At 62.2% G+C, this 24132-nt stretch carries 21 protein-coding genes; 2 read left to right on the top strand and 19 right to left on the bottom strand.

What is annotated here, in order from left to right; genetic code table 11:
- Positions 1-50: 50 nt before the first annotated feature.
- The 6 genes from truB to rimP form a co-directional block, all read right to left on the bottom strand.
- Positions 51-986, bottom strand: coding sequence for a tRNA pseudouridine(55) synthase TruB (gene truB, locus AC07E3_RS02120; protein ID WP_336071704.1), 936 nt, complete (start codon positions 984-986; stop codon positions 51-53).
- Positions 986-1390 carry a 30S ribosome-binding factor RbfA gene (rbfA, locus tag AC07E3_RS02115; RefSeq protein WP_025031826.1) on the bottom strand — a complete coding sequence of 135 codons (405 nt, stop codon included), beginning with the start codon at positions 1388-1390 and terminating at the stop codon, positions 986-988. Before rbfA ends, truB begins: the two co-directional genes overlap by 1 nt.
- Positions 1391-1631: 241 nt before the next feature.
- Positions 1632-4217, bottom strand: coding sequence for a translation initiation factor IF-2 (infB, locus tag AC07E3_RS02110; protein WP_336071702.1), 2586 nt, complete (start codon positions 4215-4217; stop codon positions 1632-1634).
- A complete protein-coding gene (locus AC07E3_RS02105) occupies positions 4214-4849 on the bottom strand; it encodes an RNA-binding protein (RefSeq protein WP_478360166.1) in 636 nt (211 codons plus the stop codon). The genes infB and AC07E3_RS02105 overlap by 4 nt, the downstream gene beginning before the upstream one ends.
- A gap of 133 nt (positions 4850-4982) precedes the next feature.
- Positions 4983-6635: a transcription termination factor NusA gene (gene nusA, locus AC07E3_RS02100; protein ID WP_478360165.1), complete on the bottom strand. Its 1653-nt coding sequence runs from the start codon at positions 6633-6635 to the stop codon at positions 4983-4985.
- A 1-nt stretch (position 6636) separates the two neighbouring features.
- Positions 6637-7326, bottom strand: coding sequence for a ribosome maturation factor RimP (gene rimP, locus AC07E3_RS02095; protein WP_065817370.1), 690 nt, complete (start codon positions 7324-7326; stop codon positions 6637-6639).
- Positions 7327-7590: 264 nt separating this feature from the next.
- Between rimP and AC07E3_RS02090 the strand changes: the two genes are divergently transcribed.
- A complete protein-coding gene (locus tag AC07E3_RS02090; RefSeq protein WP_007010178.1) occupies positions 7591-7755 on the top strand; it encodes a hypothetical protein in 165 nt (54 codons plus the stop codon).
- Positions 7756-7764: 9 nt separating this feature from the next.
- On the opposite strand, the gene trmB is transcribed toward AC07E3_RS02090, so the two are convergent.
- The 13 genes from trmB to AC07E3_RS02025 all read right to left on the bottom strand — a co-directional run bounded on the left by trmB (position 7765) and on the right by AC07E3_RS02025 (position 22695).
- Complete coding sequence (gene trmB / locus AC07E3_RS02085; protein WP_478360164.1) at positions 7765-8466, bottom strand: tRNA (guanine(46)-N(7))-methyltransferase TrmB; 702 nt, start codon at positions 8464-8466, stop codon at positions 7765-7767.
- Between the two features lie 28 nt (positions 8467-8494).
- A complete protein-coding gene (gene metK / locus AC07E3_RS02080) occupies positions 8495-9775 on the bottom strand; it encodes a methionine adenosyltransferase (RefSeq protein WP_336071847.1) in 1281 nt (426 codons plus the stop codon).
- Between the two features lie 186 nt (positions 9776-9961).
- The gene (locus tag AC07E3_RS02075; RefSeq protein ID WP_336071694.1) at positions 9962-10375 is read right to left on the bottom strand and encodes a helix-turn-helix domain-containing protein; all 414 of its coding nucleotides are present in this window, start codon (positions 10373-10375) and stop codon (positions 9962-9964) included.
- A 132-nt stretch (positions 10376-10507) separates the two neighbouring features.
- Entirely contained in the window at positions 10508-12091 is a 1584-nt protein-coding gene (gene lnt, locus AC07E3_RS02070; protein WP_478360163.1) for an apolipoprotein N-acyltransferase, read from the bottom strand.
- 91 nt (positions 12092-12182) lie between these two features.
- On the bottom strand, positions 12183-13238 hold the full coding sequence (locus tag AC07E3_RS02065; protein WP_418793226.1) for a hemolysin family protein: 1056 nt from the start codon (positions 13236-13238) through the stop codon (positions 12183-12185).
- Positions 13239-13265: 27 nt separating this feature from the next.
- Complete coding sequence (gene ybeY, locus AC07E3_RS02060; RefSeq protein WP_478360162.1) at positions 13266-13769, bottom strand: rRNA maturation RNase YbeY; 504 nt, start codon at positions 13767-13769, stop codon at positions 13266-13268.
- Between the two features lie 13 nt (positions 13770-13782).
- On the bottom strand, positions 13783-14751 hold the full coding sequence (locus AC07E3_RS02055; RefSeq protein WP_478360266.1) for a PhoH family protein: 969 nt from the start codon (positions 14749-14751) through the stop codon (positions 13783-13785).
- 59 nt (positions 14752-14810) lie between these two features.
- Complete coding sequence (miaB, locus tag AC07E3_RS02050) at positions 14811-16163, bottom strand: tRNA (N6-isopentenyl adenosine(37)-C2)-methylthiotransferase MiaB (protein ID WP_336071839.1); 1353 nt, start codon at positions 16161-16163, stop codon at positions 14811-14813.
- A 123-nt stretch (positions 16164-16286) separates the two neighbouring features.
- Positions 16287-17081: a lyso-ornithine lipid O-acyltransferase gene (gene olsA / locus AC07E3_RS02045; RefSeq protein ID WP_336071690.1), complete on the bottom strand. Its 795-nt coding sequence runs from the start codon at positions 17079-17081 to the stop codon at positions 16287-16289.
- Between the two features lie 75 nt (positions 17082-17156).
- Positions 17157-17642 (bottom strand): ribosomal protein S18-alanine N-acetyltransferase, encoded by a 486-nt coding sequence (rimI, locus tag AC07E3_RS02040; RefSeq protein ID WP_478360161.1) that lies wholly within the window; start codon positions 17640-17642, stop codon positions 17157-17159.
- A complete protein-coding gene (gene tsaB / locus AC07E3_RS02035; protein WP_478360160.1) occupies positions 17642-18322 on the bottom strand; it encodes a tRNA (adenosine(37)-N6)-threonylcarbamoyltransferase complex dimerization subunit type 1 TsaB in 681 nt (226 codons plus the stop codon). The genes rimI and tsaB overlap by 1 nt, the downstream gene beginning before the upstream one ends.
- 62 nt (positions 18323-18384) lie before the next feature.
- Positions 18385-20568, bottom strand: a complete 2184-nt coding sequence (locus tag AC07E3_RS02030) for a malate synthase G (protein WP_478360159.1) — start codon at positions 20566-20568, stop codon at positions 18385-18387.
- Positions 20569-20667: 99 nt separating this feature from the next.
- Positions 20668-22695 carry a hydantoinase/oxoprolinase N-terminal domain-containing protein gene (locus tag AC07E3_RS02025; protein WP_478360158.1) on the bottom strand — a complete coding sequence of 676 codons (2028 nt, stop codon included), beginning with the start codon at positions 22693-22695 and terminating at the stop codon, positions 20668-20670.
- Between the two features lie 118 nt (positions 22696-22813).
- On the opposite strand from AC07E3_RS02025, the gene AC07E3_RS02020 reads away from it, so the two are divergent.
- Positions 22814-24112 (top strand): mechanosensitive ion channel family protein, encoded by a 1299-nt coding sequence (locus AC07E3_RS02020; protein ID WP_478360157.1) that lies wholly within the window; start codon positions 22814-22816, stop codon positions 24110-24112.
- The last annotated feature ends 20 nt before the right edge of the window (positions 24113-24132 follow it).

The following is a 24132-nucleotide window of genomic DNA, read 5'->3' as shown; positions in this document are numbered from 1 at the left end:
ACGCCCAAGGGTTGCCTCGTTGATCACATGAAATCAACCGGCAACGTATCTTACATGGCGAAAACACGCTTGGGCTTGAACATGCCCGCCTCAACCGCACCAAGCGCCACCAGGCGGCCACGCGCGCTGGCCCAGGCTTCCGGCGCCTCGACCGGAGCGTCACGGCCGCGCACGATCACCGGGTTGCCCAGGCGAATGCGCGCCGCCGCATCGTCGGTAACGGCGACCTCCGGCAGGCCCTCGAGAGCCGTGGCGATATCGAGAAGATATTCGTCGAGCGCAGCGAATTCGCCGGCCTCGCGGTCCCCTTCCGTCGCCGCCTCCTCAAGCGCCGGCAGTTCCACGAGCTGATCGGGAAGGAAAGGATAGACCTCGGTGCGGCGCAGCTCTGCAATGTGGCCGTAGCACCCCAGGTCGCGGCCCATGTCGCGGGCGATGCTGCGCACATAGGTGCCCTTGCCGCACTCGATCTCGAACACGGCATCATCGGGCGTGAAGGAAACCAGGTCGAGCCGGCCCACCTCAATCTCGCGCGCCGCGATCTCGACCGTCTCGCCCTCGCGGGCGAGGTCGTAGGCGCGTTCACCGTCAATCTTGACGGCGGAAAACTGCGGCGGGGTCTGCATGATGATGCCCGTATAGTTCGGCAGCAGGGCGCGAATGGCTTCTTCGGTCGGGCGCTCGTCAGAGCTTTTCGTCACCGGGCCTTCCAGGTCGTCGGTGGCCCGTTCCTCGCCCCAGGCAACCTTGAAGCGATAGACCTTCGCTCCGTCCATGACGAACGGAACGGTTTTCGTTGCATCGCCCAGAGCGATGGGCAGCATGCCGGATGCAAGCGGGTCGAGCGTGCCGGCATGGCCCGCCTTTTCCGCATTGAACAGCCATTTGATCTTCGAGACAGCGCTTGTCGACCCCATGCCGGCCGGCTTGTCGAGGATCAGCCAGCCGTTGATACGGCGTCCCTTCCGCTTGCCGCGCCGCGCCATCAAAGATCATCCTCATTCGCGTCGTCATCCTTCAGGTCGCGGGCCACTTCCGGCGACTTCAAAAGGCGATCGATCTTGTTGAAATTCTCGAAACTGTCGTCCACGCGGAACCGCAGTTCCGGCATGTATTTCATCTGCCGTAACGCCGGTGTGATGCGTCCGCGGAGGAAGCGCGCATGGCGGTTCAGAGCTGCCGCGACCGCATCCTTGTCGGCCGCGCCGAGCGGCGAGACATAGGCGGTGGCGATTTTCAGGTCCGGTGACATACGCACTTCAGACACGGAAACCACGGTGTTTGCGAGCGCATCGTCGCTCACATCGCCGCGCTGCAGAGCCTGCGCGATTGCGTGACGCACCTGCTCGCCGACGCGAAGCTGGCGTTGAGAGGGAGCGGAAGACGGCATGGAGCACCTTCTTGCGGGGAAAGCCCTATTGTATCCGCATCGCGGATATCGGCAAATTATGAAAGCGGAAGCGTCTGACGCCGGAAAGCGAGATGGGGCATCAAGTGCCCCATCCTGGCTGTTCCAAACGTACGCGCATTAGAGCATCGGACCGAAAAGTGGAAACCGGTTTTCGGGTCATTCCGATGCTCCATCAAAAACCTAGATCGTCCTTTGTGCGTCCGAATGGACGCACGGCGATCTAGAGCGTGCGCGTGACCATCTCGACGCGATAGGCCTCGATGACATCGCCGGGGCGAATGTCTTCGTAGTTTTCGAACGCCATGCCGCATTCCTGACCGGCCGGCACTTCTGAGACTTCGTCCTTGAAGCGCTTGAGCGTCTTCAGCTTGCCTTCGTGGATCACCACACTGTCGCGGATCAGGCGCACGCCGGCACCACGCTCCACCTTGCCTTCGGTGACTCGGCAGCCGGCGACCTTGCCCACCTTGGACACATTGAAGACCTCGAGGATCTCGGCATTGCCGAGGAAGGTCTCGCGGCGCTCCGGAGAAAGGAGGCCCGACATGGCCGCTTTGATATCATCCACCAGGTCATAGATGATGTTGTAGTAGCGAATCTCGATCCCGGCAGCCTCAGCCGCATCGCGCGCCTGCTTGTTGGCGCGGACGTTGAAGCCGATGATCGCGGCCTCGGAGGTCTCGGCGAGCGACACGTCGCTTTCCGTGATAGCACCGGCGCCCGCATGAACGATGCGTGCGCGGACTTCGTCGGTGCCCAGCTTGTCGAGCGCACCGGCAATGGCCTCGATGGAGCCCTGCACGTCGCCCTTGATGATAAGCGGGAACTCTTTGAGGCCGCTGGTCTGAAGCTGTGACATCATCTGCTCGAGCGAACCACGCTGCCCAGCCTGACGGGCAACGGATTTCTCGCGGGCCAGACGCTGGCGGTATTCGGAAATCTCGCGCGCGCGGGCTTCATTCTCCACCACGGCGATGCGATCGCCCGCCTGCGGCGTACCCTGGAGGCCGAGGACCTCGACCGGCATGGAGGGCAGAGCCTCCTTGAGCTGTTCGCCGCGGTCGTTGACGAGCGCGCGAACACGGCCCCATTCGTTGCCGGCCACAATGATGTCACCGGTGCGCAGCGTGCCCGCCTGGACAAGAACCGTGGCAACCGAACCACGGCCGCGGTCCAGCTTTGCCTCGATCACGACACCTTCGGCGGGACGATCAGGATTGGCCTTGAGCTCAAGAACCTCGGACTGCAGCAAAATGGCTTCCAACAGCTTGTCGAGGTTGGTTCCCTTGACGGCAGAAACCTCGACATCGAGCACCTCACCACCCATGGATTCGACGAAAACCTCGTGCTGCAGCAGTTCGGTCCGCACTTTGTTGGCATCGGCCGCAGGCTTGTCGATCTTATTGATGGCAACAATGATCGGCACACCGGCAGCCTTGGCGTGATTGATGGACTCAATGGTCTGCGGCATCACGCTGTCGTCGGCAGCCACCACCAGAATGGCAATGTCCGTTGCGTCGGCACCACGGGCGCGCATCGCCGTAAAGGCGGCGTGACCAGGGGTGTCGAGGAATGTAATGGTCTGGCCGTTCTTCTCGACCTGATAGGCACCGATATGCTGCGTGATGCCACCGGCTTCGCCGGACACCACATTCGCATGGCGGATTGCATCGAGCAGCGAGGTCTTGCCGTGATCGACGTGCCCCATGATCGTGACAACCGGCGGGCGTCCCTTCAGGTCCTCTGCCTTGTCTTCCACGTTGAAAAGGCCTTCTTCGACGTCGGACTCGGCAACGCGCTTCACGGTATGACCGAACTCTTCAGCCACCAGTTCGGCGGTATCCGCATCGATCACGTCGCCGGGCTTCATCATCTGGCCCTGCTTCATGAAGAACTTGATAACGTCGACGGCACGCTCGGCCATGCGCTGAGCAAGTTCCTGGATGGTGATCGTCTCGGGCAGCACGACCTCGCGGGAGATCTTCTCGCGCGGCTCCTGATGCTGAGCGCGCTTGAACTTCTCCTGACGCCGGCGCATGGACGACAGTGAGCGTCCACGTGTTTCGCCATCATCGGACAGCGCACGATTGAGCGTCAGCTTGCCACGACGGCGCTGATCGTCTCCGCGCGGCTTGGTCGCCGGGCGCGGGGTCTCCGGCTTGGGCGCGGCGCGCTTGACCGGTGCGCCCTTGCTCTTCGAGCGGGCCTCGTCGTCGGAATCCACATCGGGCTCGGGCTTCGTCTCGGCAGGCGGCGGCGCGCGGCGACGCGCTTCTTCCTCAGCCTCACGCCGGGCTTCGGCTTCCGCCTTCAGGCGGGCTTCTTCCTCGGCCTGACGGCGTGCGGATTCCTCGCGCTCGCGCTCGCGGCGGGCTTCTTCTTCCGCGCGGCGCTTGGCCTCCTCGGCGGCACGCTGGCGCTCTTCGGCCTCGCGCACCTTCGAATCCTGCAGGGCGCGACGGCGCGCCTCGATCTCGTCCTTGGAAAGCTCGTTGAGGACCACTCCAGATCGGTTGCCGCCCGGCGCCGGGCGCGGACGTTCGCGCTGACGCTGCGGCGCGGGCTGAGGCGCAGCAGGCTTCGGCTTCGCCGCTGCGGGGGCCGGCGCAGGCGCAGGTGTCGTCTCGGGGCGCTCATCCGGCCGCGAGAACTTGCGCTTCTTCGTCTCGACAACGACAGACTTGGAGCGTCCATGCGAGAAGTTCTGCCGCACGGTGCCCTGCTCAACGGAGGGCCGCTTCAGCGTCAGCGTCTTCTTCTTTTCGACGCTCAGCGTCTTGTCGTCACCGGTTTTCGTATCCGTCATTCCACATCCTCTGCGGTGCCCATTGCAACCGCTGCCGGTTTGTCCGCGCATTCGCCTCGAAAAGTCTCGAGCGCACTAACGCGTTTCAGCGCCGCCTTGCCCGCGTCCCGCCCGAACACGGCAGCATGTATCACATTTGTAGCCCCCAATGCCAAACTCATTTCTTTTTCGGAAAAGAGTTTGTAAGCCGGGATAGCCGGTCCGCCCAGATGGGCCACTGCATGACGAGCGGCCGTGATCTTGCGCACTCCGTCATGCGAGGCTTCACGAGCGTGCAGCACACCATAGGCCTTGCCGCTGCGCACCGATGCCTCGACCTTCGCAGCACCCAATGCCACGGCTCCGGCCTTCCGCGCAAGCCCAAGAGCACCCAGAGCGGCTTTTGAAAGCAAATCATCGACCAGCGCGCCCAGATTTTCAGGCGGGGTGACCGAGGTTTTCAGAGCGCGGGCGAAAAGGTTTTTCGCGGCCGCCTTGTCAACATGCACCCGGTCAGCCGTAACCCAGCATCCGCGCCCGGGGAGTTTGCGCTTCAGATCGGGAACGACCATGCCGTCCGGCCCCGCGACGAACCGGATCAGGTCCTCCGCGGGCCGCGCCTTGCGCGAGACAATGCATGTGCGATCGTTCATATCGTCCACAACAACTCCAGAGCATCCTGCTGCCGCGTGCCATCACGCGGCTCCGCAGGAATGCGGCGAAACAAGGCCTGCGAAGCGCACCACAGACGTCACGGGGACAGCCATGCGCTCCACAAGGCCCATATCAGGCTTCCGCGCCTTCGGCGGCCTCGGGCGCCTGCGCGCCCTCGGCAGCTTCCGCGCCTTCCTCACCCTCTTCTGCCTCGGCTTCAGCCTCGGCAGCGAGGTCTTCCTCGGTGATCCAGCCCATCCTGAGACGCGCGGCCACAACCATCTGCTCGGCTTCGGCGCGCGAGACATCGAATTTGGAGAAGACGCCCGGCTCGAACGTGGTCTCGCCGTCCTTGCGTTCTTTCCAGCCGACCAGATCGTCCACGGCGTAGCCGGCGAAATCCTCGATGGTCTTCACGCCATCCTCGCCGACCGCCACCATCATCGCGGTGGTGATGCCCGGAATCTCGCGCAGTTCGTCCTGAACGCCGAGTTCCTGACGCTTTGCGTCGAATTCGGCCTCGATACGCTCCAGATATTCGCGTGCGCGCATCTGAATCTCTTCGGCGGTTTCCTCGTCGAAGCCGTCGATGGATGCGATTTCGCCCGATTCCACATAGGCGACTTCCTCGACGCTGGTGAACCCCTCTGAGGCGAGCACCTGGCCGACCATCTCGTCAACGTTGAGCGCTTCCATGAACAGGGCGGAGCGTTCGGTGAACTCCTTCTGGCGGCGGCTCGACTCTTCTTCCTCGGTCAGGATGTCGATGTCCCAGCCCGTAAGCTGCGAGGCAAGACGCACGTTCTGACCGCGACGACCGATGGCCAGCGAAAGCTGATCGTCCGGCACCACAACCTCGATGCGCTCCGCATCCTCATCGAGCACCACCTTGGCGACTTCGGCCGGCTGCAATGCGTTGACGATGAAGGAAGCCGCATTCTCATTCCACGGAATGATGTCGATCTTCTCGCCCTGAAGCTCGCCGACAACCGCCTGAACGCGGCTGCCGCGCATGCCGACACACGCGCCGACCGGATCGATCGAGGAATCGTGGCTGATGACCGCGATCTTCGCGCGCGAGCCCGGATCGCGGGCCACCGAACGGATCTCGATGATGCCGTCGTAGATTTCCGGCACTTCCATGGTGAAGAGCTTCGCCATGAACTGCGGATGCGTGCGCGACAGGAAGATCTGCGGGCCGCGCTGCTCGCGCCGCACGTCATAGACATAGGCGCGGACGCGGTCGCCATATTTGAAGATTTCGCGCGGGATCAGCTCGTCGCGGCGGATGATCGCCTCGCCACGGCCGAGATCGACGATGACATTGCCGTATTCGACGCGCTTGACCGTGCCGTTGACGATCTCGCCGATGCGGTCCTTATACTCGTCATACTGACGGTCACGCTCGGCTTCGCGCACCTTCTGCACAATGACCTGCTTGGCAGACTGGGCCGCGATGCGGCCAAAATCCATGGGCGGAAGCTGCTCGGCAAGAAAATCGCCCGGCTGTGCGTCGGGATTGCGCGTGCGCGCATCCTTGACGGAAATTTCGCGTGCCGGCTCTTCGACATTCTCGACGACTTCCATCAGGCGCTGAAGCTTCATCTCACCCGTCTGCGGGTTGATGTCGGCGCGGATATTGGTCTCCTGACCATAACGCGACCGCGCGGCCTTCTGAATGGCGTCGGCCATGGCGGCGATGACGATCTGCTTATCGATGGACTTCTCGCGGGCCACCGCGTCGGCGATCTGGAGAAGCTCCAGCCTGTTCGCACTGACTGCCATGTCACTCTCCTTCGGCGTGGGTTCCGGGGGTTTCGTCCCCGGCCGGCTCAGTTGCGTTTTGTTTTGCGGACCGCTGGGCGGCCCTTTCCGATGCGGAAGGGCGGCGATTGCGCTTGCGCTCGCGGCGCTCTTCCTTGTCCTGCTTCAGGGCGTCGCGCACCAGCTCGTCCGTCAGGACCAGCCGTGCTTCGGCGATTGCCTCGAAGGGAATTCCAAAGAGGACATCCTCGTCCCCTTCTTCCTCGGCCGTTTCCGGCTCGATCGTCACGGTTTCCCCGTCGCTCTCAACGACAAAGCCGCGGAAGCGTTTGCGCCCGTCAAGCAGCACGGCCGTCTCGATCTTGACCAGATGCCCCTCGGCGGCAGCGAAATCCGTGGTGCGCACCAGCGGCCGGTCGATGCCCGGCGAGGAAATTTCGAGCTGATAGGCCGTGTCGATCGGGTCTTCGACATCAAGCACGGGCGAAAGCGCGCGGCTGACTTCCTCGCAGTCTTCGACGGTCATGCTGCCGTCGGGCCGTTCGGCCATGATCTGCAGGGTGGCGCCATCCTGCGCGGTCATGCGCACACGAACCAGGCGATATCCGATCGCACCCAGAACAGGAATGATGATCGCAGCGACCCGCGCCTCAATGCCGCTTTCGCGGATCAGGCGATCATCGCCATTCCTGTCTTCTGAAACTGCCGTCATCCAACCTCCGGACGGCCGCATCTAACAAAAAAGAGCGGGACCGGCGGGACCCACTCTCCGTCATAGCGACCAAGAATTTGAGCTGGATATAGCCGAGATGGCAGTTCTTTTCAAGAGCGGTGCATGAAAACCCCCTAGCGATCCAAACGCCGCGAAAAATCATGATGCGCCGCACAAACGCATGGCTGCCCTGCCAGATCGTCGCTTCTCCACGGTCCAGAGCCGCCTTAAGTTATGCTGCATCGCACAATGAAAGGAAGAACCATGTCTGCACGTAAATTCGTGACGGAAATCGGTGAGTTTTTTGGCGTGATCGAGAGTGCCGTGGCGGTTTCTGCCGCAGTGCGCAATCGCCGTCGCGCGCAGGATGCGGATCTTCGCCGCCTCGGCATCGATCCCGAACAGTTTTATGGAATGCGCGGCAGATAAGATCGGCGCTCAGACCCGCAGGAAGGTCAGATAGGCGGGTGTCCGCCCCTCGCGGATCGCCTTTGCTTCGTATCTTGTGCCCGGCCAGCCGTCATAGGGCCTGCGCCAGTCATCGGCGCTTCCCGCCTCCCAGCGAAACGCGGGATGTGCCTCGCAGTGCAGGAGCGTCCAGTCGATATAGGTATCGATGTCCGACGCGAAGCGGAAACGGCCACCCGGTTTTAGCACGCGGGCAAAGCGGTCGAGATTCGCCCGGTTTACGAACCGGCGTTTCCAGTGCCTCTTCTTGGGCCAGGGGTCCGGATAAAGCAGGTCTATCTCTGCGATCGACGCTTCAGGCAGCCAGTCCAGCAGTGCAGTCGCATCATCATTGTAGACCCGCAGGTTTGCCGGTACACCGCCCTGCTCATCGACAGCAGAGGCGAGCTTCGCCATACCGTTGACGAACGGCTCCACGCCGATGAAGCCCGTGCGCGGGTAGCGCGCCAGTTCGCTGAGCAGATGCTCGCCGCCACCGAAGCCGATCTCAAGTCTGATCCCCTCCACGGGTGATGGGAACAACGCCGCCACATTGTGCGACGCCGCATCGAGCTTTATCAGCGCCCTGTCGAGAAGTGCGGCAAGCGCCGCGTCCTGTCTGGGACGCAGACGCTTTCCATGACGACGGCCGAAGAAGGCTTCGGTAGCCCGTTTGCGCCGCTCTTCAGCCATCAGGTCTTTCCGCTACTGGCAAAGCCGCTCAGGCAGCTTTTGCGACTGCCTGTTTGAGAGTTTTCACCAGATCGGTCCGCTCCCAGGAGAACGAGCCGTCACGGCTGGCCTTCCGGCCGAAGTGACCGTAGGCGGCTGTCTTGGCATAGATCGGGCGATTGAGGTCCAGATGACGGCGAATGCCACTCGGCGACAGGTCCATCACCTCGCGGATCGCGATCTCGACCTCTTCTTCCGAAACACGGCCCGTGCCGTGCAGGTTCACATAGACCGACAACGGCTGGGCAACACCAATGGCGTAAGAAAGCTGGATCGTGCAGCGCTCGGCGAGATTGGCCGCGACCACGTTCTTGGCGAGGTAGCGCGCGGCATAGGCCGCGGACCGGTCGACCTTGGTCGTATCCTTGCCCGAGAAAGCACCGCCGCCGTGAGGGGCCGCACCGCCATAGGTGTCGACGATGATCTTGCGGCCGGTAAGACCTGCATCACCATCGGGACCGCCAATGACGAATTTCCCGGTCGGGTTGATGTACCAGTTGCAGTTTGCTGCAACCGTAATGCCGCCGGAAGACAGCGCCTCGTGGATATAGGGCTCGACGACCTGCCGCACCTTGCCGCTGTCCCACGAAGTGTCCAGATGCTGGGTCGACAGGACGATCTCGGTTACCTCAGACGGCTTTCCGTCAACGTAACGCACGGTGACCTGCGCCTTGGCGTCGGGGCCGAGCTTTGCGGCATCGCCTTCACCCGATTTGCGGGCGTCGGCGAGGAGCTGCAGGATCTTGTGGGAATAATAGATCGGTGCGGGCATGAGGTCAGGCGTCTCACGGCAGGCATAGCCGAACATAATGCCCTGATCGCCCGCGCCTTCTTCACCCTGTCGGTCGGCTGCATTGTCGACGCCCTGGCCGATATCCGGCGACTGACCGTGCAGGAGAACATCGATCTTCGCGGTCTTCCAGTGAAAACCGTCCTGTTCGTAGCCGATGGCACGGATGGCGCGGCGCGCAGCCGAGCGGAATCGTGACGGGTTGATGAGCGGGTTGCCCTTCGAATCCGTAGCCACCTCACCGGTTTTCTTGTCCCGCTTGAGCAGCGTATCGGGAACGCGCACCTCGCCGGCGATCACGACGCGGTTGGTCGTCGCCAGCGTTTCGCACGCAACACGAACCTTCCACGGGTCCATGCCGGATTTCTTGGCTTCCCGATAGACCAGATCGACAATCTCATCGGAGATGCGATCACAGACCTTGTCCGGATGGCCTTCGGAAACGGATTCACTTGTAAAGAGGTAGTTCTTGCGCGCCACGGGTATCCCCTCTGAGAAGAAGCCGATCAATCTGTCGGCAACAGGCGCTCCCCTGTTAGCCAAGCTGAACCTCTCAGGTCAAGCACAACGGTTGCGGCGCAAAACAAAACGGGGAACGGATTTTCCATTCCCCGTTGTTCAGCTACGCCCTGAGAGCGGTTTCATTGATGGCGAGGAGAAAAGCCCTCAATCCGGATTATCGGTGGCCAGCACCTTGACCAGGTCAATGATCCGGCGGCGCACCTTCGGATCGGAAATCTTTGCAAAGGCCCTGTTCAGTTGAACGCCTTCGCTGCTGTTGAGAAAATCGACGACAAAGTCCGCCCCGTCCTCCGCCATGCCTCTTCCGGCCTCATTTTCCTCGCCCGGCGCGCCTTCAAAAAAGAACGACACCGGAGCGCTGAGAACCGAAGCTATTGCCTGCAGCCGGCTGGCGCCGACGCGATTCGTACCCTTCTCGTATTTCTGGATTTGCTGGAAAGTTATACCCAGGCTTTCGCCAAGCTTTTCCTGGCTCATGCCAAGCATGTTTCTTCTTAGCCTGATCCGACCTCCGACATGAATATCGATCGGATTCGGTTTTTTCTTATTCTTGTTCATATATTCCCTCGCCATCCGGCACGGGGTTGCCATTGACCGCACTACGTCTTCGACCTCCCAGAGCCCCAAGCCTGTCAAATCGAATTTCGATGTAGTCGGCTTACACACTATGCGTAGCCGAAAGGGCCGATGTCAATTCGCCCTCAGGCGCCGAATAATACTTGAGCCAAAAAGCACGGCCCCAAAACCAAACGCAATAAACGTTCCATTGGTTCCGGGATTCCCAAAATAAAATTTCCGTGCATTGTGAACAGGCAATCGAACATCCAGATTGCCCACCGCATTGAGGTCGAAAGCGTCCAGAATGCGCCCGGAAGAATCGATGACGGCGGATATGCCCGAGTTTGCCGCACGCAGCAGCGGGAGGCCATTCTCCACGGCACGCAATCGGGCCTGACGAAAGTGCTGATACGGCCCCGGGGACACACCGAACCATGCATCATTCGTGACGTTGAGAAGGAAATCCGAGCGGTCCGCGGCCCCGAAGACCAGTCGGGGGAAGATGATTTCATAGCACACGAACGGCAGGGCGCGCAGGTCAGGCGCCACTTCGATGGCGCGCCGTCCACTGCCTGCCGTGAATGGACCGGCAGACTGCACGATCTCTTCTATCCCAAAATTATTCAACAGGTTAGCGAATGGTACGTATTCACCGAAGGGAACCAGGTGAACCTTGTCCACGGCATCGACAATCGTGCCGTCCTGCGCAATTGCAACGACTGAATTGTAGTAGCGCGTCGCCCCGAGACCGTCGCCGGCTTCAGCGCGAACGGCACCTGCCAGCAGCGTCTGGCCCTCACCCAGCGCCTCGCCAAGCTCCACAAGCGCCTCCGGACGATCCGTGAACAAAAAGGGGACAGCGGTCTCGGGCCAGACGATCAGTTCCGGCCTGTCCGCACCGTCAACGGCCGGTCGACGGGTAAGATCCAGCAGAATGTTAAAGATGCGCGTCTGCTCGGAAGCGTCCCATTTTTCAGTCTGCTTGATCGACGGCTGGACGATGCGGACCGGCAAAAAGCGCTCCAGCGGGCTTTCACTCGAAAGACTTAGGTAACCATAAGCAAACTGTGTTGTGACCAAACCGATCGCAATAATACTGCCAGTCAGAAGATGGCGGCGTGTACCCAACAATGCCGGCATTGAAAACACCAGAACCGCCAGGAAATTCATGCCCGTCAGGCCAAATATCTTAGCCGACTGCATGCTAAGTAAAGTGGGCATGGCCGCATAGCCAATTGCATTCCAGGGAAATCCCGTAAAGATTACACTTCTAATCAATTCAGCAATGCCGAAAGCAAACGCAAGAGAAACGATCCTCAGAACACCGCCGGACCAAAGAAGCCGTGCGAGAAGCGTCGCAATACCGTAGAATACAGCCAGGAATGCAGGCAGCCCGACAACCGCCAGCGGCACAGCCCAAGCAAAATTTTCAGCATCGACCAGCAGTGCATTGCCGATCCACCACAATCCAAGCAGAAAATAACCAAAACCAAACCACCAGCCTGTTTTGAAGGCTGGAATAGCGAGTGCCCGGAGACCGCGCCCGTCCCCCACCGCTCCGTCGAGAAGCCAGACGAGGATGGGAAATGCCACAAAACAGGTTGCAAAAAAGTCGAATGGGGGCTGCGCCAGCGCAGCCAGGCCACCCGCAACGAAGGCAACGAGCGACCGCCGCCATCCACTCAGCAATATAACCCGTCCGGCGAGGCTCTCCATCCACCCATCCGCAAAGCCCGAATCACACGTCAAGCAGTATCAGCAGTTTGCCGAGCTTTGAAACCATCTCGCGGATTTGGGGTGGGGGGCGCTACAAATTGTCGCCGATGCGCGCCGACCTTCTGCGGCGTTCAGATGCCCGGTTGTGTACGATGCGCACGCGCTTCACACGGCGCGGATCGGCATCCAGCACCTGAAACTCGAAGCCCGGTATGGCCTGCACCACTTCGCCCCGTGCAGGAACACGCCCCAGGACGTTAAAGATCACGCCGCCGATCGTATCGACATCCTCGGAATGCTCCTCGGCGTGAAAATCCTCACCGATCACCTCGGCCACGTCCTCGATTTCCGCCTTGGCGTCCACCACGAAGGCATCCTCGCCGATCTGCTCTATGAGCGGCGCGTCGTCGTCGTGCTCGTCCTCGATGTCGCCGACAACCATCTCGACGATGTCTTCCAGCGACACCAGCCCGTCCGTGCCGCCATACTCGTCGATGACGAGGGCCATCTGCGTGCGGGACGCCTGCATCCGCGCCATCAGGTCCGATGCCAGCATGGACGGGGGCACGAAGAGGATTGAGCGTGGAAGATTGAGATCGCCGATTGTGCGGTCGAGTTCGACCTTGCCCAGATCGAAAGCGGGGACTTCGGGCACTTTGCGTGCCCGGCCCTTCTTCGCCTTTGCCGTCTTGGTGATATGGCTCACAATGTCGCGGATGTGCACCATGCCGCGCGGATCATCCAGCGTTTCCCCGTAGACGGGCATACGCGAGTGACCGCACCTTTCAAAGGCATTCAGAAGATCGCCCAGCGTGGTGTTCAGATCCACCGCCTCGATATCGGCGCGCGGGACCATCACGTCCTCGACGCGCAACTCGCGCAGCCGGAGAATGTTTTTCAGCATGGCCCGCTCGCCGGGGGAGAAGGCCGCCGTGTCGCGCGTGTGTTCGTCCAGCGCGTCCGCGAGATCGTCGCGCAGCGAGGAACCGTTTCGAATGCCAAGCGCTGCCATCATTCTCTCCCAGAGGGACAGGCGGCTGCCGGAGCTTCGTTGGGGAGGTCTACTAGACCCCTCTTCCCCCTCCTCGGGGGAGTTCGTCTCGCTTGCGGGCACATCTCCCGCCGCGATCATCGTGTTCTCTGTCATGGCCGTTTGTTCGATTGAGCCCTTCAGTTAGGCATACGGATCGCGAATGGCAAGTGTTTGCAGCGTTTTGCGCTCCAATTCTTCCATCTCCTCCGCCTCTTCCTCGGTTTCATGGTCATATCCCATGATATGCAAAAATCCGTGAACGATCAGATGCGTCAGATGATGATCGAATTGCTTGCCCTCTTCTGCCGCTTCCCGCGCAACTGTCTCATAGGCAACGATAATATCACCGAGAGGCTGCATCTCACCTCCCGGAGCGAGCATGTCCGGTGCCGGGAAGGAAAGCACATTGGTAGGCTTGTCCTTGCCGCGCCATTCGCGATTCAGCACCTGGATTTCCGCATCGCCCGTAAAAAGCAGGCTGACCGTACCACCTTCATCCGGCTCAAGCCCAATCATGGATGCGGCAGCGCCGATGGCGCGGCCCGCCAGAGCCTGAAGCGCGGCTTCAGACACCCAGTCGCCCGCCTCGACGGCGACTTCGATCACGATTTCCGGCATTTCACCGGCAGGAGGAATATCGTCCATCAGCCTGCGCGGGTCAGCCCCGCGCCTTTTTGTCATAGGCCCGGACAATCGCGGCCACCAGCGGATGGCGCACCACGTCCTTCTCGTCGAACCGGACGGTGACAATGCCGGACACATCGCCCAGAACCTCAAGCGCTTCGACCAGGCCCGATTTCGTGTTGGGAGGGAGATCGATCTGGCTCGGGTCACCGGTCACGATCATGCGCGCATTCTCGCCAAGCCGCGTCAAAAACATCTTCATCTGCATCGGCGTGGTGTTCTGCGCCTCATCGAGGATCACCACCGAATTGGCAAGCGTGCGGCCGCGCATGAAAGCGAGCGGCGCAATCTCGATCACGTCAGCTGCCAGCGCGCGCTCCACCTTCTCCGCCGGGATCATGTCGTAGAGCGCGTCATAGAGCGGGCGCAGATAGGGATCGACTTTCTCGCGCATGTCACCCGGCAGAAAGCCCAGCCGCTCGCCGGCCTCGACCGCCGGCCGCGACAAAATGATGCGGTCCACTGCACCGCGCTCCAGAAGCATGGCTGCGTAGGCCACTGCGAGGAAGGTCTTGCCCGTGCCGGCGGGACCGATGCCAAACACCAGCTCCGAGCGCTCAAGCGCCCGCATATAGGCGTCCTGATTGGCCGAGCGCGCATGCACCGTACGCTTGCGCGTGGAAATCTGCGCAGCGGCGAGCTTTCCCTTGCTTTCCATGGTCGGGAAAGTGAGCTGTTCATCGGCGGCGATGGCCAGCCGCACCGCACCGTCTACATCCGATGGCGCGAGCTCCGCGCCCTTCTGCAGAAGGTCGTAAAGGTAATCGAGCGCCCTGCGCGCCTGTGCGGCGGCCACGCTCTCTCCCTTGACGGTGAGCTGATTGCCCTTCGAGCGAATGTCGACACCGAGCCGCTGCTCGATCTGGGCCAGATTCTCGTCAAAGGGCCCGTAGAGGGCGCTGGCCAGCTTGTTGTCTTCGAAGGTCAGCACGATGTGTGCCATGTCCGAGGCCCCGGAGGGCATGTTCTTCAACTCAGTGCTGGCGGACAAACGCCTCTCCTTTACGACACCGGCTCTGCAAACAGGCTGTTGGGACCTGCCTGCGTGATTCGAACATGAATAATGTCACCGATTTCGCCGGCTTTTTCATCAACAATCACAGGCTGGAGCCAGGGCGATCTGCCGACACGCTGGCCCGGCTGGCGACCGGGCTTTTCAAGCAGCACGTCCATCTCGCTACCGACAAGACCCTGGACGAAACCGCGCTGCTGTTCCGTGAGAAGGGCCTGGAGCGCCTGAAGCCGCTCATCCTTCACTGCCTCCGGCACCTGGTCGCCCAGCTCCGCACCCGGCGTGCCCGGGCGCGGCGAATATTTGAACGAGAAGGCCTGCGCATAGGTCACGTCGCGCACGAGCTGCATCGTGTCCTCGAAATCCTGATCCGTCTCGCCGGGGAAACCGACGATGAAATCGCCCGACATGGCGATATCGGGCCGCGCTTCGCGTATGCGGTCGATCAGCCGGCGATAGTCATCGCCCGTGTGCTTGCGGTTCATTGCTTTCAGGATGCGGTCGGAACCCGACTGCACCGGAAGGTGGAGATAAGGCATCAGCTTGGGCAGATCGCGATGGGCCGCGATCAGCGCATCATCCATGTCACGCGGATGGCTTGTCGTGTAGCGAAGCCGGTCGAGACCGGGGATTTCCGCAAGCCGGAACAGGAGCTCGCCGAGCCCCCATTCGCGGCCATCGGCGCCCTCGCCATGCCAGGCGTTGACGTTCTGGCCAAGCAGCGTCACCTCGCGCACGCCGCCTTCGGCAAGACGCTCTGCCTCGGCAACGATCTGCGCCACCGGGCGCGACACTTCCGAACCGCGCGTATAGGGCACGACGCAGAAGGTGCAGAACTTGTCACAGCCTTCCTGCACGGTCAGGAAGGCCGTCACGCCGCGATTGCGCACCACACGTTTCTGCGGCTGCGGCAGATGCTCGAACTTGTCTTCGATGGCGTATTCGGTCTCTACGATCTTTTCGCCGCCAAGCGCGCGCTTCACCACTTTGGGCAGGCGGTGATAGGTCTGCGGCCCGATTACCAGATCGACCGCAGGCGCACGGCGCAGGATTTCCTGCCCCTCGGCCTGCGCAACGCAACCGGCAACGCCGATCACCGTTTCACGGCCGGCCTGGCTGCGCTCTTCCTTGAGCTGGCGAATGCGGCCAAGCTCGGAATACACCTTCTCGGCCGCTTTCTCGCGGATGTGGCAGGTGTTGAGAAGGACGAGGTCTGCCTCTTCGATCCGGTCCGTCGGTGCGTAACCATCCGCCGCCAGCGCATCGGACATGCGCTGCGAATCGTAGACATTCATCTGGCAGCCATAGGTTTTCACAAAAACCTTCTTGGTGGCGGAGGGCATCACGGATGCCTCGCCTGTGTTTTCGGAGCTGCCGGTTTCCGGCGCGATATTCTGTTCCATGCCGGTTTCCTAACGTTTTTGCGTGTCAAAAAACAGACGATTCTTCGCCGTGTGATGAATCCGTCAGATTTCGGTGCCGCGTAAGCCTGCCGTGAGCATGGCGCGCACCTGCGCCTCGGCTTCCCGCGTGACGGTCTTGCGGTCGCCTTTTGCCAGAAACGGGATCGGATCGCCATAGCGCACGGCGATATCGACGGGCCGCGACTGAAGAACCGTGATGAGGTTGGGCAGGAGGTCGGTATCGCCGATCCACGAGAGCGACGCGCGCTCACGCCGGTCGAGGCGGAGCCCGCCCTTGCTCAGATAAGTGATGGCCACGGGCTGTACCGTGACACTTTCGGCCCGGTCGCTTGCGAGCGCAAGCTGCGCGGCGCTGAACAGCGTGCTCTTGAACGGAAGAAGCCGGTTGCCATCGCCGGTGGTGCCTTCGGCGAAAAGCACCATCGGATCACCATCGGCCAGCCGCTCGGCGATCTCGCGCGCCTGTTCGGGCGAGGTGCGGCGGCGCTCGCGTTCGACGAAGACGGACCGCTGCTGGCGCGCGAATGTGCCGAGGATCGGCCAGCTGCGCATTTCAGACTTGGCGATGAAGTGCACGCCATCGAGCGAGCCAAGCACCAGAATATCGAGCCAGGAGACATGATTGGCAACGATCATCTGCGGACGCTCCCTTGACGGACGCCCTTCCATGCGCACCCGCACACCGAGCACGCGCAGCGTGAGCCGATGCCAGAGCCGCGGCACGATGCGGTCGCTTAAAAACCATGTGCGCAGCGCGATCTCCTGCACCACCATGAGCGGCAGTGTGTAGAGTGCGACAGTCAGGATTGCGATGACGAAACGAAACGTGCTGAACATCAGCCCTGGATCAGCCTCGAGGCCCATTGCGAGGAATGGACGCTTACAGCATTTTTCCCCCGTGGGAAACAGCGCTCAGCGCAGGTCGCGGCGCATGACAATGGCGCTGGTGCGCCTGCCGTTTGCATCGCGGTAGTAATCCGGCCGCCCCCCGACCTGCCGGAATCCGAGCCTTCGGTAGAGCGCGATGGCAGCGGCGTTGGTCTCGTCCACCTCAAGGAACAGGGCGGCGGCACGGTCGCTGTGCATCCTGAAGAGCACCGCATCCATCAACTGACGGCCAAGGCCATGACGGCGCTGGTTGCGCGTCACGAGAATGGTGAGGATCTCGCCCTCATCCGCGGCCTGTCGCGCAAGCACGAACCCGGCAAGCTGCGGCGGCTTTCTGCCGACTTCGGAAACGGCGAAACCGAACACGCCCTCCTGTGTGAGGAGTGCTTCAAACTCCGCATCGCTCCACGGACGCGTGAAATCTTCGGCGTGCATGTCGGCCAGAACGAGGCTGTCCGCGACCTCCAGCGGTCGCACCACAAATTCGCGTTTTCTCGGAAAGAGCGCCATCAGCCTTCCTTTCGCGGGAGCGCGAAATTCTGCTGCGGGGCAGCGTCCGGTGCGCGCAGATAGAGCGGCTTTGGCGGCTCGCCACCCGCCCCCTTTGCAGCGGCAAGCCGGGCGAAGGTCAGAATATCCGCTGTTGCGCCGGCTGGCTGGATGTCGAGCGCCGGCGAGCCCGCCGCGGCCACAAGCTCTGCGGCAACGCCGTAGACGACTGCATTCTCGGCAGAGGCCCATTCCACCAGCCTCTCCGCTGACTGGCTCTGAGGTTCGAGGAGGATGCGCCCTTCACTGTCGAAGCCTGCGGCGAAGAGATTTGGCGCGCGCTGCCCGAGCGCAACGAGGAGGGCACGCCCGGGAAACGTCCCGCGCGCCTCCGCGCCAAGTGCTTCAAGCGTGGAAACGCCGATGGCCGGCACATTGAGCGCAAGCGCCAGACCGCGTGCGGCGGATACGCCGACCCGCACGCCGGTGAACGACCCCGGCCCAACCGAAACGGCCACGGCGCCAAGTGCATCATAGCCGAGACCGGCAGTCTTCAGCGCACCTTCGATGACCGACATGACGTGTTCGGCATGTCCCTTGCCCAGGTCCAGCACGTGCCGACTGAGCTCTTCATCCGTATCGGTTTCAAGAATGCAGGCGGCGCAGAGCGCCGCCGCGGTATCGATTGCAAGAATCTTCATTCAGGCACAGTCCGGCGACCTGTTGTTGTTACCGCCGGCGAATCCGATGCGCCATCAGCGGGTCATGATGCTCTACTTGCACTGTCTTGCGCCTTGAGTTCAAGGCGGCGTGCATGCAGAACCGGTTCGGTGTAGCCATTGGGCTGTTCCCGCCCCTTGAACACAAGGTCACAGGCCGCCTGAAAGGCAATGGATTCGTCGAAATCCGGCGCCATCGGGCGATAGAGCGGATCGCCTTCATTCTGCCGGTCAACAACCGCCGCCATGCGCTTCATCGTTTCCATCACCTGCTCTTTGCTTGCGACGCCATGATGCAGCCAGTTTGCCATGTGCTGAGCGGAAATGCGCAGCGTCGCGCGGTCTTCCATCAGGCCGACATCGTTGATGTCCGGCACCTTGGAGCAGCCGACGCCCTGATCGATCCAGCGCACCACATAACCCAGAATGCCCTGCGCGTTGTTGTCGAGCTCCTTCTGGATTTCCTCCGGTGTCCAGTTGGGCCGTGTGGCCACCGGCACCGAGAGGATATCGGAAAGCGCTGCGCGCTTGCGGTTCTTCAGCTCGGCCTGCACGGCGTGGACATCAACCGTGTGGTAATGCGTGGCGTGGAGCGTGGCCGCTGTTGGCGACGGCACCCATGCCGTGTTCGCGCCGGCCTTCGGATGTCCGATCTTCTGCTCCAGCATCGCCGCCATCAGGTCGGGCATGGCCCACATGCCCTTGCCGATCTGGGCGTGGCCGGAAAGACCGCACTCAAGGCCAATATCGACATTCCAGTTCTCATAGGCCGAGATCCAGGCTGCCTGTTTCATGTCGCCCTTGCGGATCATCGGACCTGCCTCCATGGAGGTGTGGATTTCGTCGCCCGTGCGATCGAGGAAGCCGGTGTTGATGAAGACGACCCGCTCGCGCGCGGCGCGGATGCACTCCTTCAGATTGATCGTGGTGCGGCGCTCCTCGTCCATGATGCCCATTTTCATGGTGTTGGGTGCCATGCCGAGGGCTTTTTCGACGCGGCCGAACAGTTCCACCGCGAAGGCCACCTCTTCGGGCCCGTGCATCTTCGGCTTCACCACATACATGGAGCCCGCACGGCTGTTCATGCGGCGGCCATTCGGCCCGACATCGTGCAGCGCGATGGCTGCGGTGAAGAGTGCGTCCATGATGCCTTCCGGCACCTCATTGCCATCGGCGTCGAGAATGGCCGGATTGGTCATCAGGTGGCCGACATTGCGCACCAGCATCAGCGAACGACCGGGCAGCGAGAGCGTGCCGCCATCGGGCGCGGTGTATTCGCGGTCGGGGTTCAGGCGGCGGGTGAAGGTCTTGTCGCCCTTCGTCACCTGCTCTTCGAGGTCGCCCTTCATCAGGCCGAGCCAGTTGCGATAGACGACGACCTTGTCTTCCGCGTCCACAGCGGCAACGGAATCCTCGCAATCCTGGATCGTGGTCAGGGCCGATTCCAGCACCACATCGGCAATGCCCGCCTTGTCGGTCTTGCCGATCGGGTGCGTGCGGTCGATCACGACCTCCGCATGCATGCCATTGGTGGCGAGCAGAACGGCGGTCGGGTTTTCCGCCGCGCCGCGATAACCGGTGAATTTCGCCGCGTCCTTCAGGCGCGCTTCACCGCCCTCGGTCTTCGCCACGAGCTGACCATCGACAACCGAAAGCCCGGTAATTTCCGTCCAGGAAACACCGTCGAGCGGCGCGCTGGCATCAAGGAAGGCACGCGCCCAGGCGATAACCTTTTCGCCGCGCTTCGGATTGTAGCCCTTGCCCTTTTCCGCGCCGTCCTCCTCGGAAATGGCGTCCGTGCCGTAAAGCGCATCGTAGAGCGAGCCCCAGCGCGCATTGGCCGCGTTGAGCGCGTAGCGTGCATTCATCACCGGCACGACGAGCTGCGGCCCGGCAACACTGGCAATCTCCGGATCGACATTTTGTGTTGAGACCGAGAAGGCCTCGCCTTCCGGCAGCAGATAGCCGATTTCGCGCAGGAAGGTCTGATAGGCCTCTTGATCCGCAGGCGCACCATTTTCCCTGTACCAGGCGTCGATCTTTTCCTGCAGTGCATCGCGTTTTGCGAGCAGGGCGCGGTTTTTCGGAGCCAGATCGTGAACGATATCCGATAGCGCCTTCCAGAATTCGTCGGGTTCTACGCCCGTACCGGGGAGCGCCTCTTTTACGGCGAAATCGCGCAGCTCTTCCGCAACCTTCAACCCATGAAGCTCAACGCGATTTTCCATTTGGCAGACACTCCTCTTCCCGATGTCAGAAATGATGCACTGCTTTCACCACGCCAGCGGCACGGGGTCAATTCGCCGGACGGAGAAGAAGTTTCAATCTCAATCGTGGTTGAGCGTCATACGCGGGCGTCCCGACGCCTGCGCCACTACCCGCGCTTCCAGAAAGCGGCGGCTGCCGTCGACATCGACAGCGCGGATGTCGCGTGTCACGTGGAGCTCGGCCTGATCGGCGCCGGCCTGGCGCGCCCTGTCGTGCAGGTCGCGCATCAACACGCTTTCGGCAAAGGCCAATGCCTCTTCTTCATCCGCAAAATCACGCAGTTCTTCGGCGACCTGCACCCGGTAGACGCCCTCTCGCGGCTGGCCGATATGGGCTTCGCTGCGCACACCCACCCGGCCGACAACGGCGCCAATGGCGTTGGCGACATCCGCATCCTCAGGCAGCACGCAGTCTCCTCCGAGCAGTGCGCCGAGCCCGGCATAGTGCAGGGGCGCAGATGCGCCCAGGCCGATGACCGGGCGGTCGAGCGACACCCGGAACCGCGTGACGCTCTGCTCCCCATCGAGCGCCCGGCGCATAAGCTCGTGCCCGGCGAGCGCCGCCCCGTCGAGCCCGTCCTCACAAAATGCCGTTTCGAGAACGGCTTCGGCAGAGCGGCGGGCAAGACGCGCCATAACACGTTCGCAGAACGCTTCGGCATCCGTCGCGAGCTGTTGGCCGGCGCCGTCGCGGCGTCTGGCGAAAAGCGCAGCGCCAAGACGCGCGGCCCCAGCATCCCATCCCGTCTGCCGGCCAAGCACATGTGCGGCATCGGAAGGCGTGAAGCCAATCAGCGAAACGAGCCCGCGCGCGACGAGACGATCGAGCGGCGCAAGCTGCGCGCTTGACAGGATGAGCGCGTCAAGCGCCACCGGCTCCGGCCCCAGCCGCGCATAGAGCGCGGCCTCGCTCTGCGAGAGGCCGGTTGCGTGGCGCGCCGGCATACCGCTCAGACACGCAAAACGCCCGTTGAGCCGGGAAGGCACCGGCCTCGTCTCCTGCTTTTGCAGCGCCTCGACGATCTGGCCGCCATGAAGATGTGCGGCAAGGGACAGGGGCACGAGCCGGCGTGGCCCGAGCACAATGCGGCCGCTCAGCCCGCCCTCCTCTATCGTGACTTCGGAATCTCCGCCGAGCCCGAACGTGCGCATTGCCACCGCCTCGACCATGGTGCGATGACCGCCCACACTCGCCCCCTGCGGATCGATGCGTGGCTGACCGTTTTCCAGAACGGCGATGTCTGTGGTCGTGCCGCCGATATCGGAAACAATTGCGCGGTCGAGCCCTGTCAGGTACCGCGCGCCGACCAGACTGGCAGCCGGGCCGGACAGGATGGTCTCGATGGGCCTGCTGCGGGCGAACTCCGCCGAAACGAGCGCGCCATCGCCGCGGACCACCATGAGCGGAGCGCGGATGCCGCGCTTTTCAAGAAAACGCTCTGAGGCAAGCACGAGGCGATCTATCAACGCGATGAGCCGCGCATTGAGCAGGGTTGTCAGCGCCCGGCGCGGACCGCCGAGTTGGGCCGAAAGCTCATGGCTCATGGTGACCGGAAGGTCGGTGCGGGCGCGGATGAAATCCCTGACCGCGATCTCGTGAGCGGGGTTGCGCACCGCAAAATAGGCACAGACGGCGAAAGCCGTCACGTCCTGCGCCAGCGCCGCGATCTCCGCTTCAAGCCGCTCCACCTCCAGCGGCGTTTCATTGCCGTGCACATCATGCCCGCCCGGCAGAAACAGGACCGGGTCGGACCGCAATGCGTTGCGCAGTCCCGCCTGCGTGAGATCGGTTTCCGAAAACCCGATCATGACCAGCGCGACGCGGCCGCCCTGACCTTCCACCAGCGCGTTGGTGGCAAGTGTCGTCGACATGGAGACGAGGCCAATCCGGCGCGCAGGTGCGGACGCCTTCGCCAGGACGGCATCGACGGCACCGGCAATGCCTTCCGCAAGATCATGCCGTGTCGTCAGCGCCTTGGCCTTGGCGACAACGCCCGAACGCTCGCAGAACAGGACAGCATCCGTGTAGGTACCGCCGGTATCGATGCCCAGCAGAAGCGGATCATCCAGTATCCCCGTTTCGTTCATTGCAAGCTCCCGCCACCCGACAAAGCCACACGCACCATAGCCGCATCCAACTGATTAAGCTGTACCTTTGCGCCGTGCACTGTTTCCACACCGACAGAATTTGCTTTACACTGCAACCATGGCGTTCGTGGACCTTCTGATCGAGATTTCGGGTTGGGTGCAGGCCAAACTCGTCAATCTTGCCAATCCCTGGACCTTGTACCAGCTCGCAATCATTGCAGTGTTGCTCTTTGTCGCAAAGCTGGCATCGCGCGGACTGGAAAGCCGGCTCGAAGCGCGCGCACGGCGCATCAAGGGCCAACAGGGTCTTCTGCGCGTCGTCGTGGCGCTGATGCGGCGCACGGACTGGATCCTCTTCGTGCTCATGCTTTTCGCGGTGCTGACGGTGTTGCGCTCGCTCACCTGGCCGAGCCGGACCCTGCTGCTTTCGCTCGCCCTCTCGCTCTCACTCGCCTGGCTGTTCACCTCGGTGGTGTCGCGCATCATCCGGAATCGGCTGCTTGCCAGAACCATCGGCTGGATTGCATGGACCTATGCGGCCATCGTCATTCTCGGCATAGACGACGAAGCCGCCGCGTTTCTCGACACGCTGGCCCTGCCGCTGGGGGCAACACGATTAAGCGCACTGGTGCTGCTGAAAGCCGCGGTTCTGCTCACCGGCACGGTCTGGCTTGCCGTCGTGCTTGGCAATTATTTCGAAGAGCGCGTCCAGCGCTCCGACGAACTCACGCCGTCGATCCGCGTGCTGCTCGGCAAGGTGGTGAAGATCGGGCTTGTCATCGCCGCAGGCGCGATCGCACTGTCCTCCGTTGGCGTCGACCTGACCGCGCTGACGGTGTTTTCCGGCGCTGTCGGCGTGGGGCTCGGCTTCGGCCTCCAGAAGGTCGTTTCCAACTTCATCTCGGGCATCATCATCCTGCTCGACAAGTCCATCAAACCGGGCGACACGATCACGCTCGGCGATACATTCGGCTGGATCCGCGAGCTCAGAGCGCGGTTCGTGTCCGTCATCACCCGCGACGGGCGCGAATATCTCATCCCCAATGAGGATTTCATCACCCAGCAGGTGATCAACTGGTCGTTCAGCGACGAGATGGTGCGCCTCGACGTGCCGTTTGGCGTTTCCTACGAGGCCGACCCGCATCAGGTTTCGGCCCTTGCCATCGAAGCGGCCATGAGTGTCGGACGTGTGGACGCGGACCGGAGGCCGGTCTGCTGGCTGACGGGGTTCGGTGAATCCTCGCTCGATTTCGTGCTGCGCTTCTGGATCCGCGATCCGCAGCAGGGGCTCACCAATGTGCGTGGCAAAGTGCTGCTCGCGCTTTGGGACACGCTGAAGGAAAACGGGATCGAGATCCCCTATCCACACCGCGAAGTGATCATGAAGCGCCCGGCAAGCGGGCAGATCGCCGATTGAAGCTTGAAAGCAGAACGCCG

This window comes from Nitratireductor lacus (genome assembly GCF_056431025.1).
The sequence above is the reverse complement of the archived record's forward strand: the minus strand, read 5'-3'. Positions and strand labels throughout refer to the sequence as shown.

Excerpts from the sequence above, each read along its gene's own strand:
- truB (WP_336071704.1), bottom strand. The coding sequence starts at position 986 with ATGGCGCGGCGCGGCAAGCGGAAGGGACGCCGTATCAACGGCTGGCTG.
- rbfA (WP_025031826.1), bottom strand. The coding sequence starts at position 1,390 with ATGCCGTCTTCCGCTCCCTCTCAACGCCAGCTTCGCGTCGGCGAGCAG.
- infB (WP_336071702.1), bottom strand. The coding sequence starts at position 4,217 with ATGACGGATACGAAAACCGGTGACGACAAGACGCTGAGCGTCGAAAAG.
- AC07E3_RS02105 (WP_478360166.1), bottom strand. The coding sequence starts at position 4,849 with ATGAACGATCGCACATGCATTGTCTCGCGCAAGGCGCGGCCCGCGGAG.
- nusA (WP_478360165.1), bottom strand. The coding sequence starts at position 6,635 with ATGGCAGTCAGTGCGAACAGGCTGGAGCTTCTCCAGATCGCCGACGCG.
- rimP (WP_065817370.1), bottom strand. The coding sequence starts at position 7,326 with ATGACGGCAGTTTCAGAAGACAGGAATGGCGATGATCGCCTGATCCGC.
- AC07E3_RS02090 (WP_007010178.1), top strand. The coding sequence starts at position 7,591 with ATGTCTGCACGTAAATTCGTGACGGAAATCGGTGAGTTTTTTGGCGTG.
- trmB (WP_478360164.1), bottom strand. The coding sequence starts at position 8,466 with ATGGCTGAAGAGCGGCGCAAACGGGCTACCGAAGCCTTCTTCGGCCGT.
- AC07E3_RS02075 (WP_336071694.1), bottom strand. The coding sequence starts at position 10,375 with ATGAACAAGAATAAGAAAAAACCGAATCCGATCGATATTCATGTCGGA.
- lnt (WP_478360163.1), bottom strand. The coding sequence starts at position 12,091 with ATGGAGAGCCTCGCCGGACGGGTTATATTGCTGAGTGGATGGCGGCGG.
- AC07E3_RS02065 (WP_418793226.1), bottom strand. The coding sequence starts at position 13,238 with ATGACAGAGAACACGATGATCGCGGCGGGAGATGTGCCCGCAAGCGAG.
- ybeY (WP_478360162.1), bottom strand. The coding sequence starts at position 13,769 with ATGGACGATATTCCTCCTGCCGGTGAAATGCCGGAAATCGTGATCGAA.
- AC07E3_RS02055 (WP_478360266.1), bottom strand. The coding sequence starts at position 14,751 with ATGGCACACATCGTGCTGACCTTCGAAGACAACAAGCTGGCCAGCGCC.
- miaB (WP_336071839.1), bottom strand. The coding sequence starts at position 16,163 with ATGCCCTCCGCCACCAAGAAGGTTTTTGTGAAAACCTATGGCTGCCAG.
- olsA (WP_336071690.1), bottom strand. The coding sequence starts at position 17,081 with ATGTTCAGCACGTTTCGTTTCGTCATCGCAATCCTGACTGTCGCACTC.
- rimI (WP_478360161.1), bottom strand. The coding sequence starts at position 17,642 with ATGGCGCTCTTTCCGAGAAAACGCGAATTTGTGGTGCGACCGCTGGAG.
- tsaB (WP_478360160.1), bottom strand. The coding sequence starts at position 18,322 with ATGAAGATTCTTGCAATCGATACCGCGGCGGCGCTCTGCGCCGCCTGC.
- AC07E3_RS02030 (WP_478360159.1), bottom strand. The coding sequence starts at position 20,568 with ATGGAAAATCGCGTTGAGCTTCATGGGTTGAAGGTTGCGGAAGAGCTG.
- AC07E3_RS02025 (WP_478360158.1), bottom strand. The coding sequence starts at position 22,695 with ATGAACGAAACGGGGATACTGGATGATCCGCTTCTGCTGGGCATCGAT.
- AC07E3_RS02020 (WP_478360157.1), top strand. The coding sequence starts at position 22,814 with ATGGCGTTCGTGGACCTTCTGATCGAGATTTCGGGTTGGGTGCAGGCC.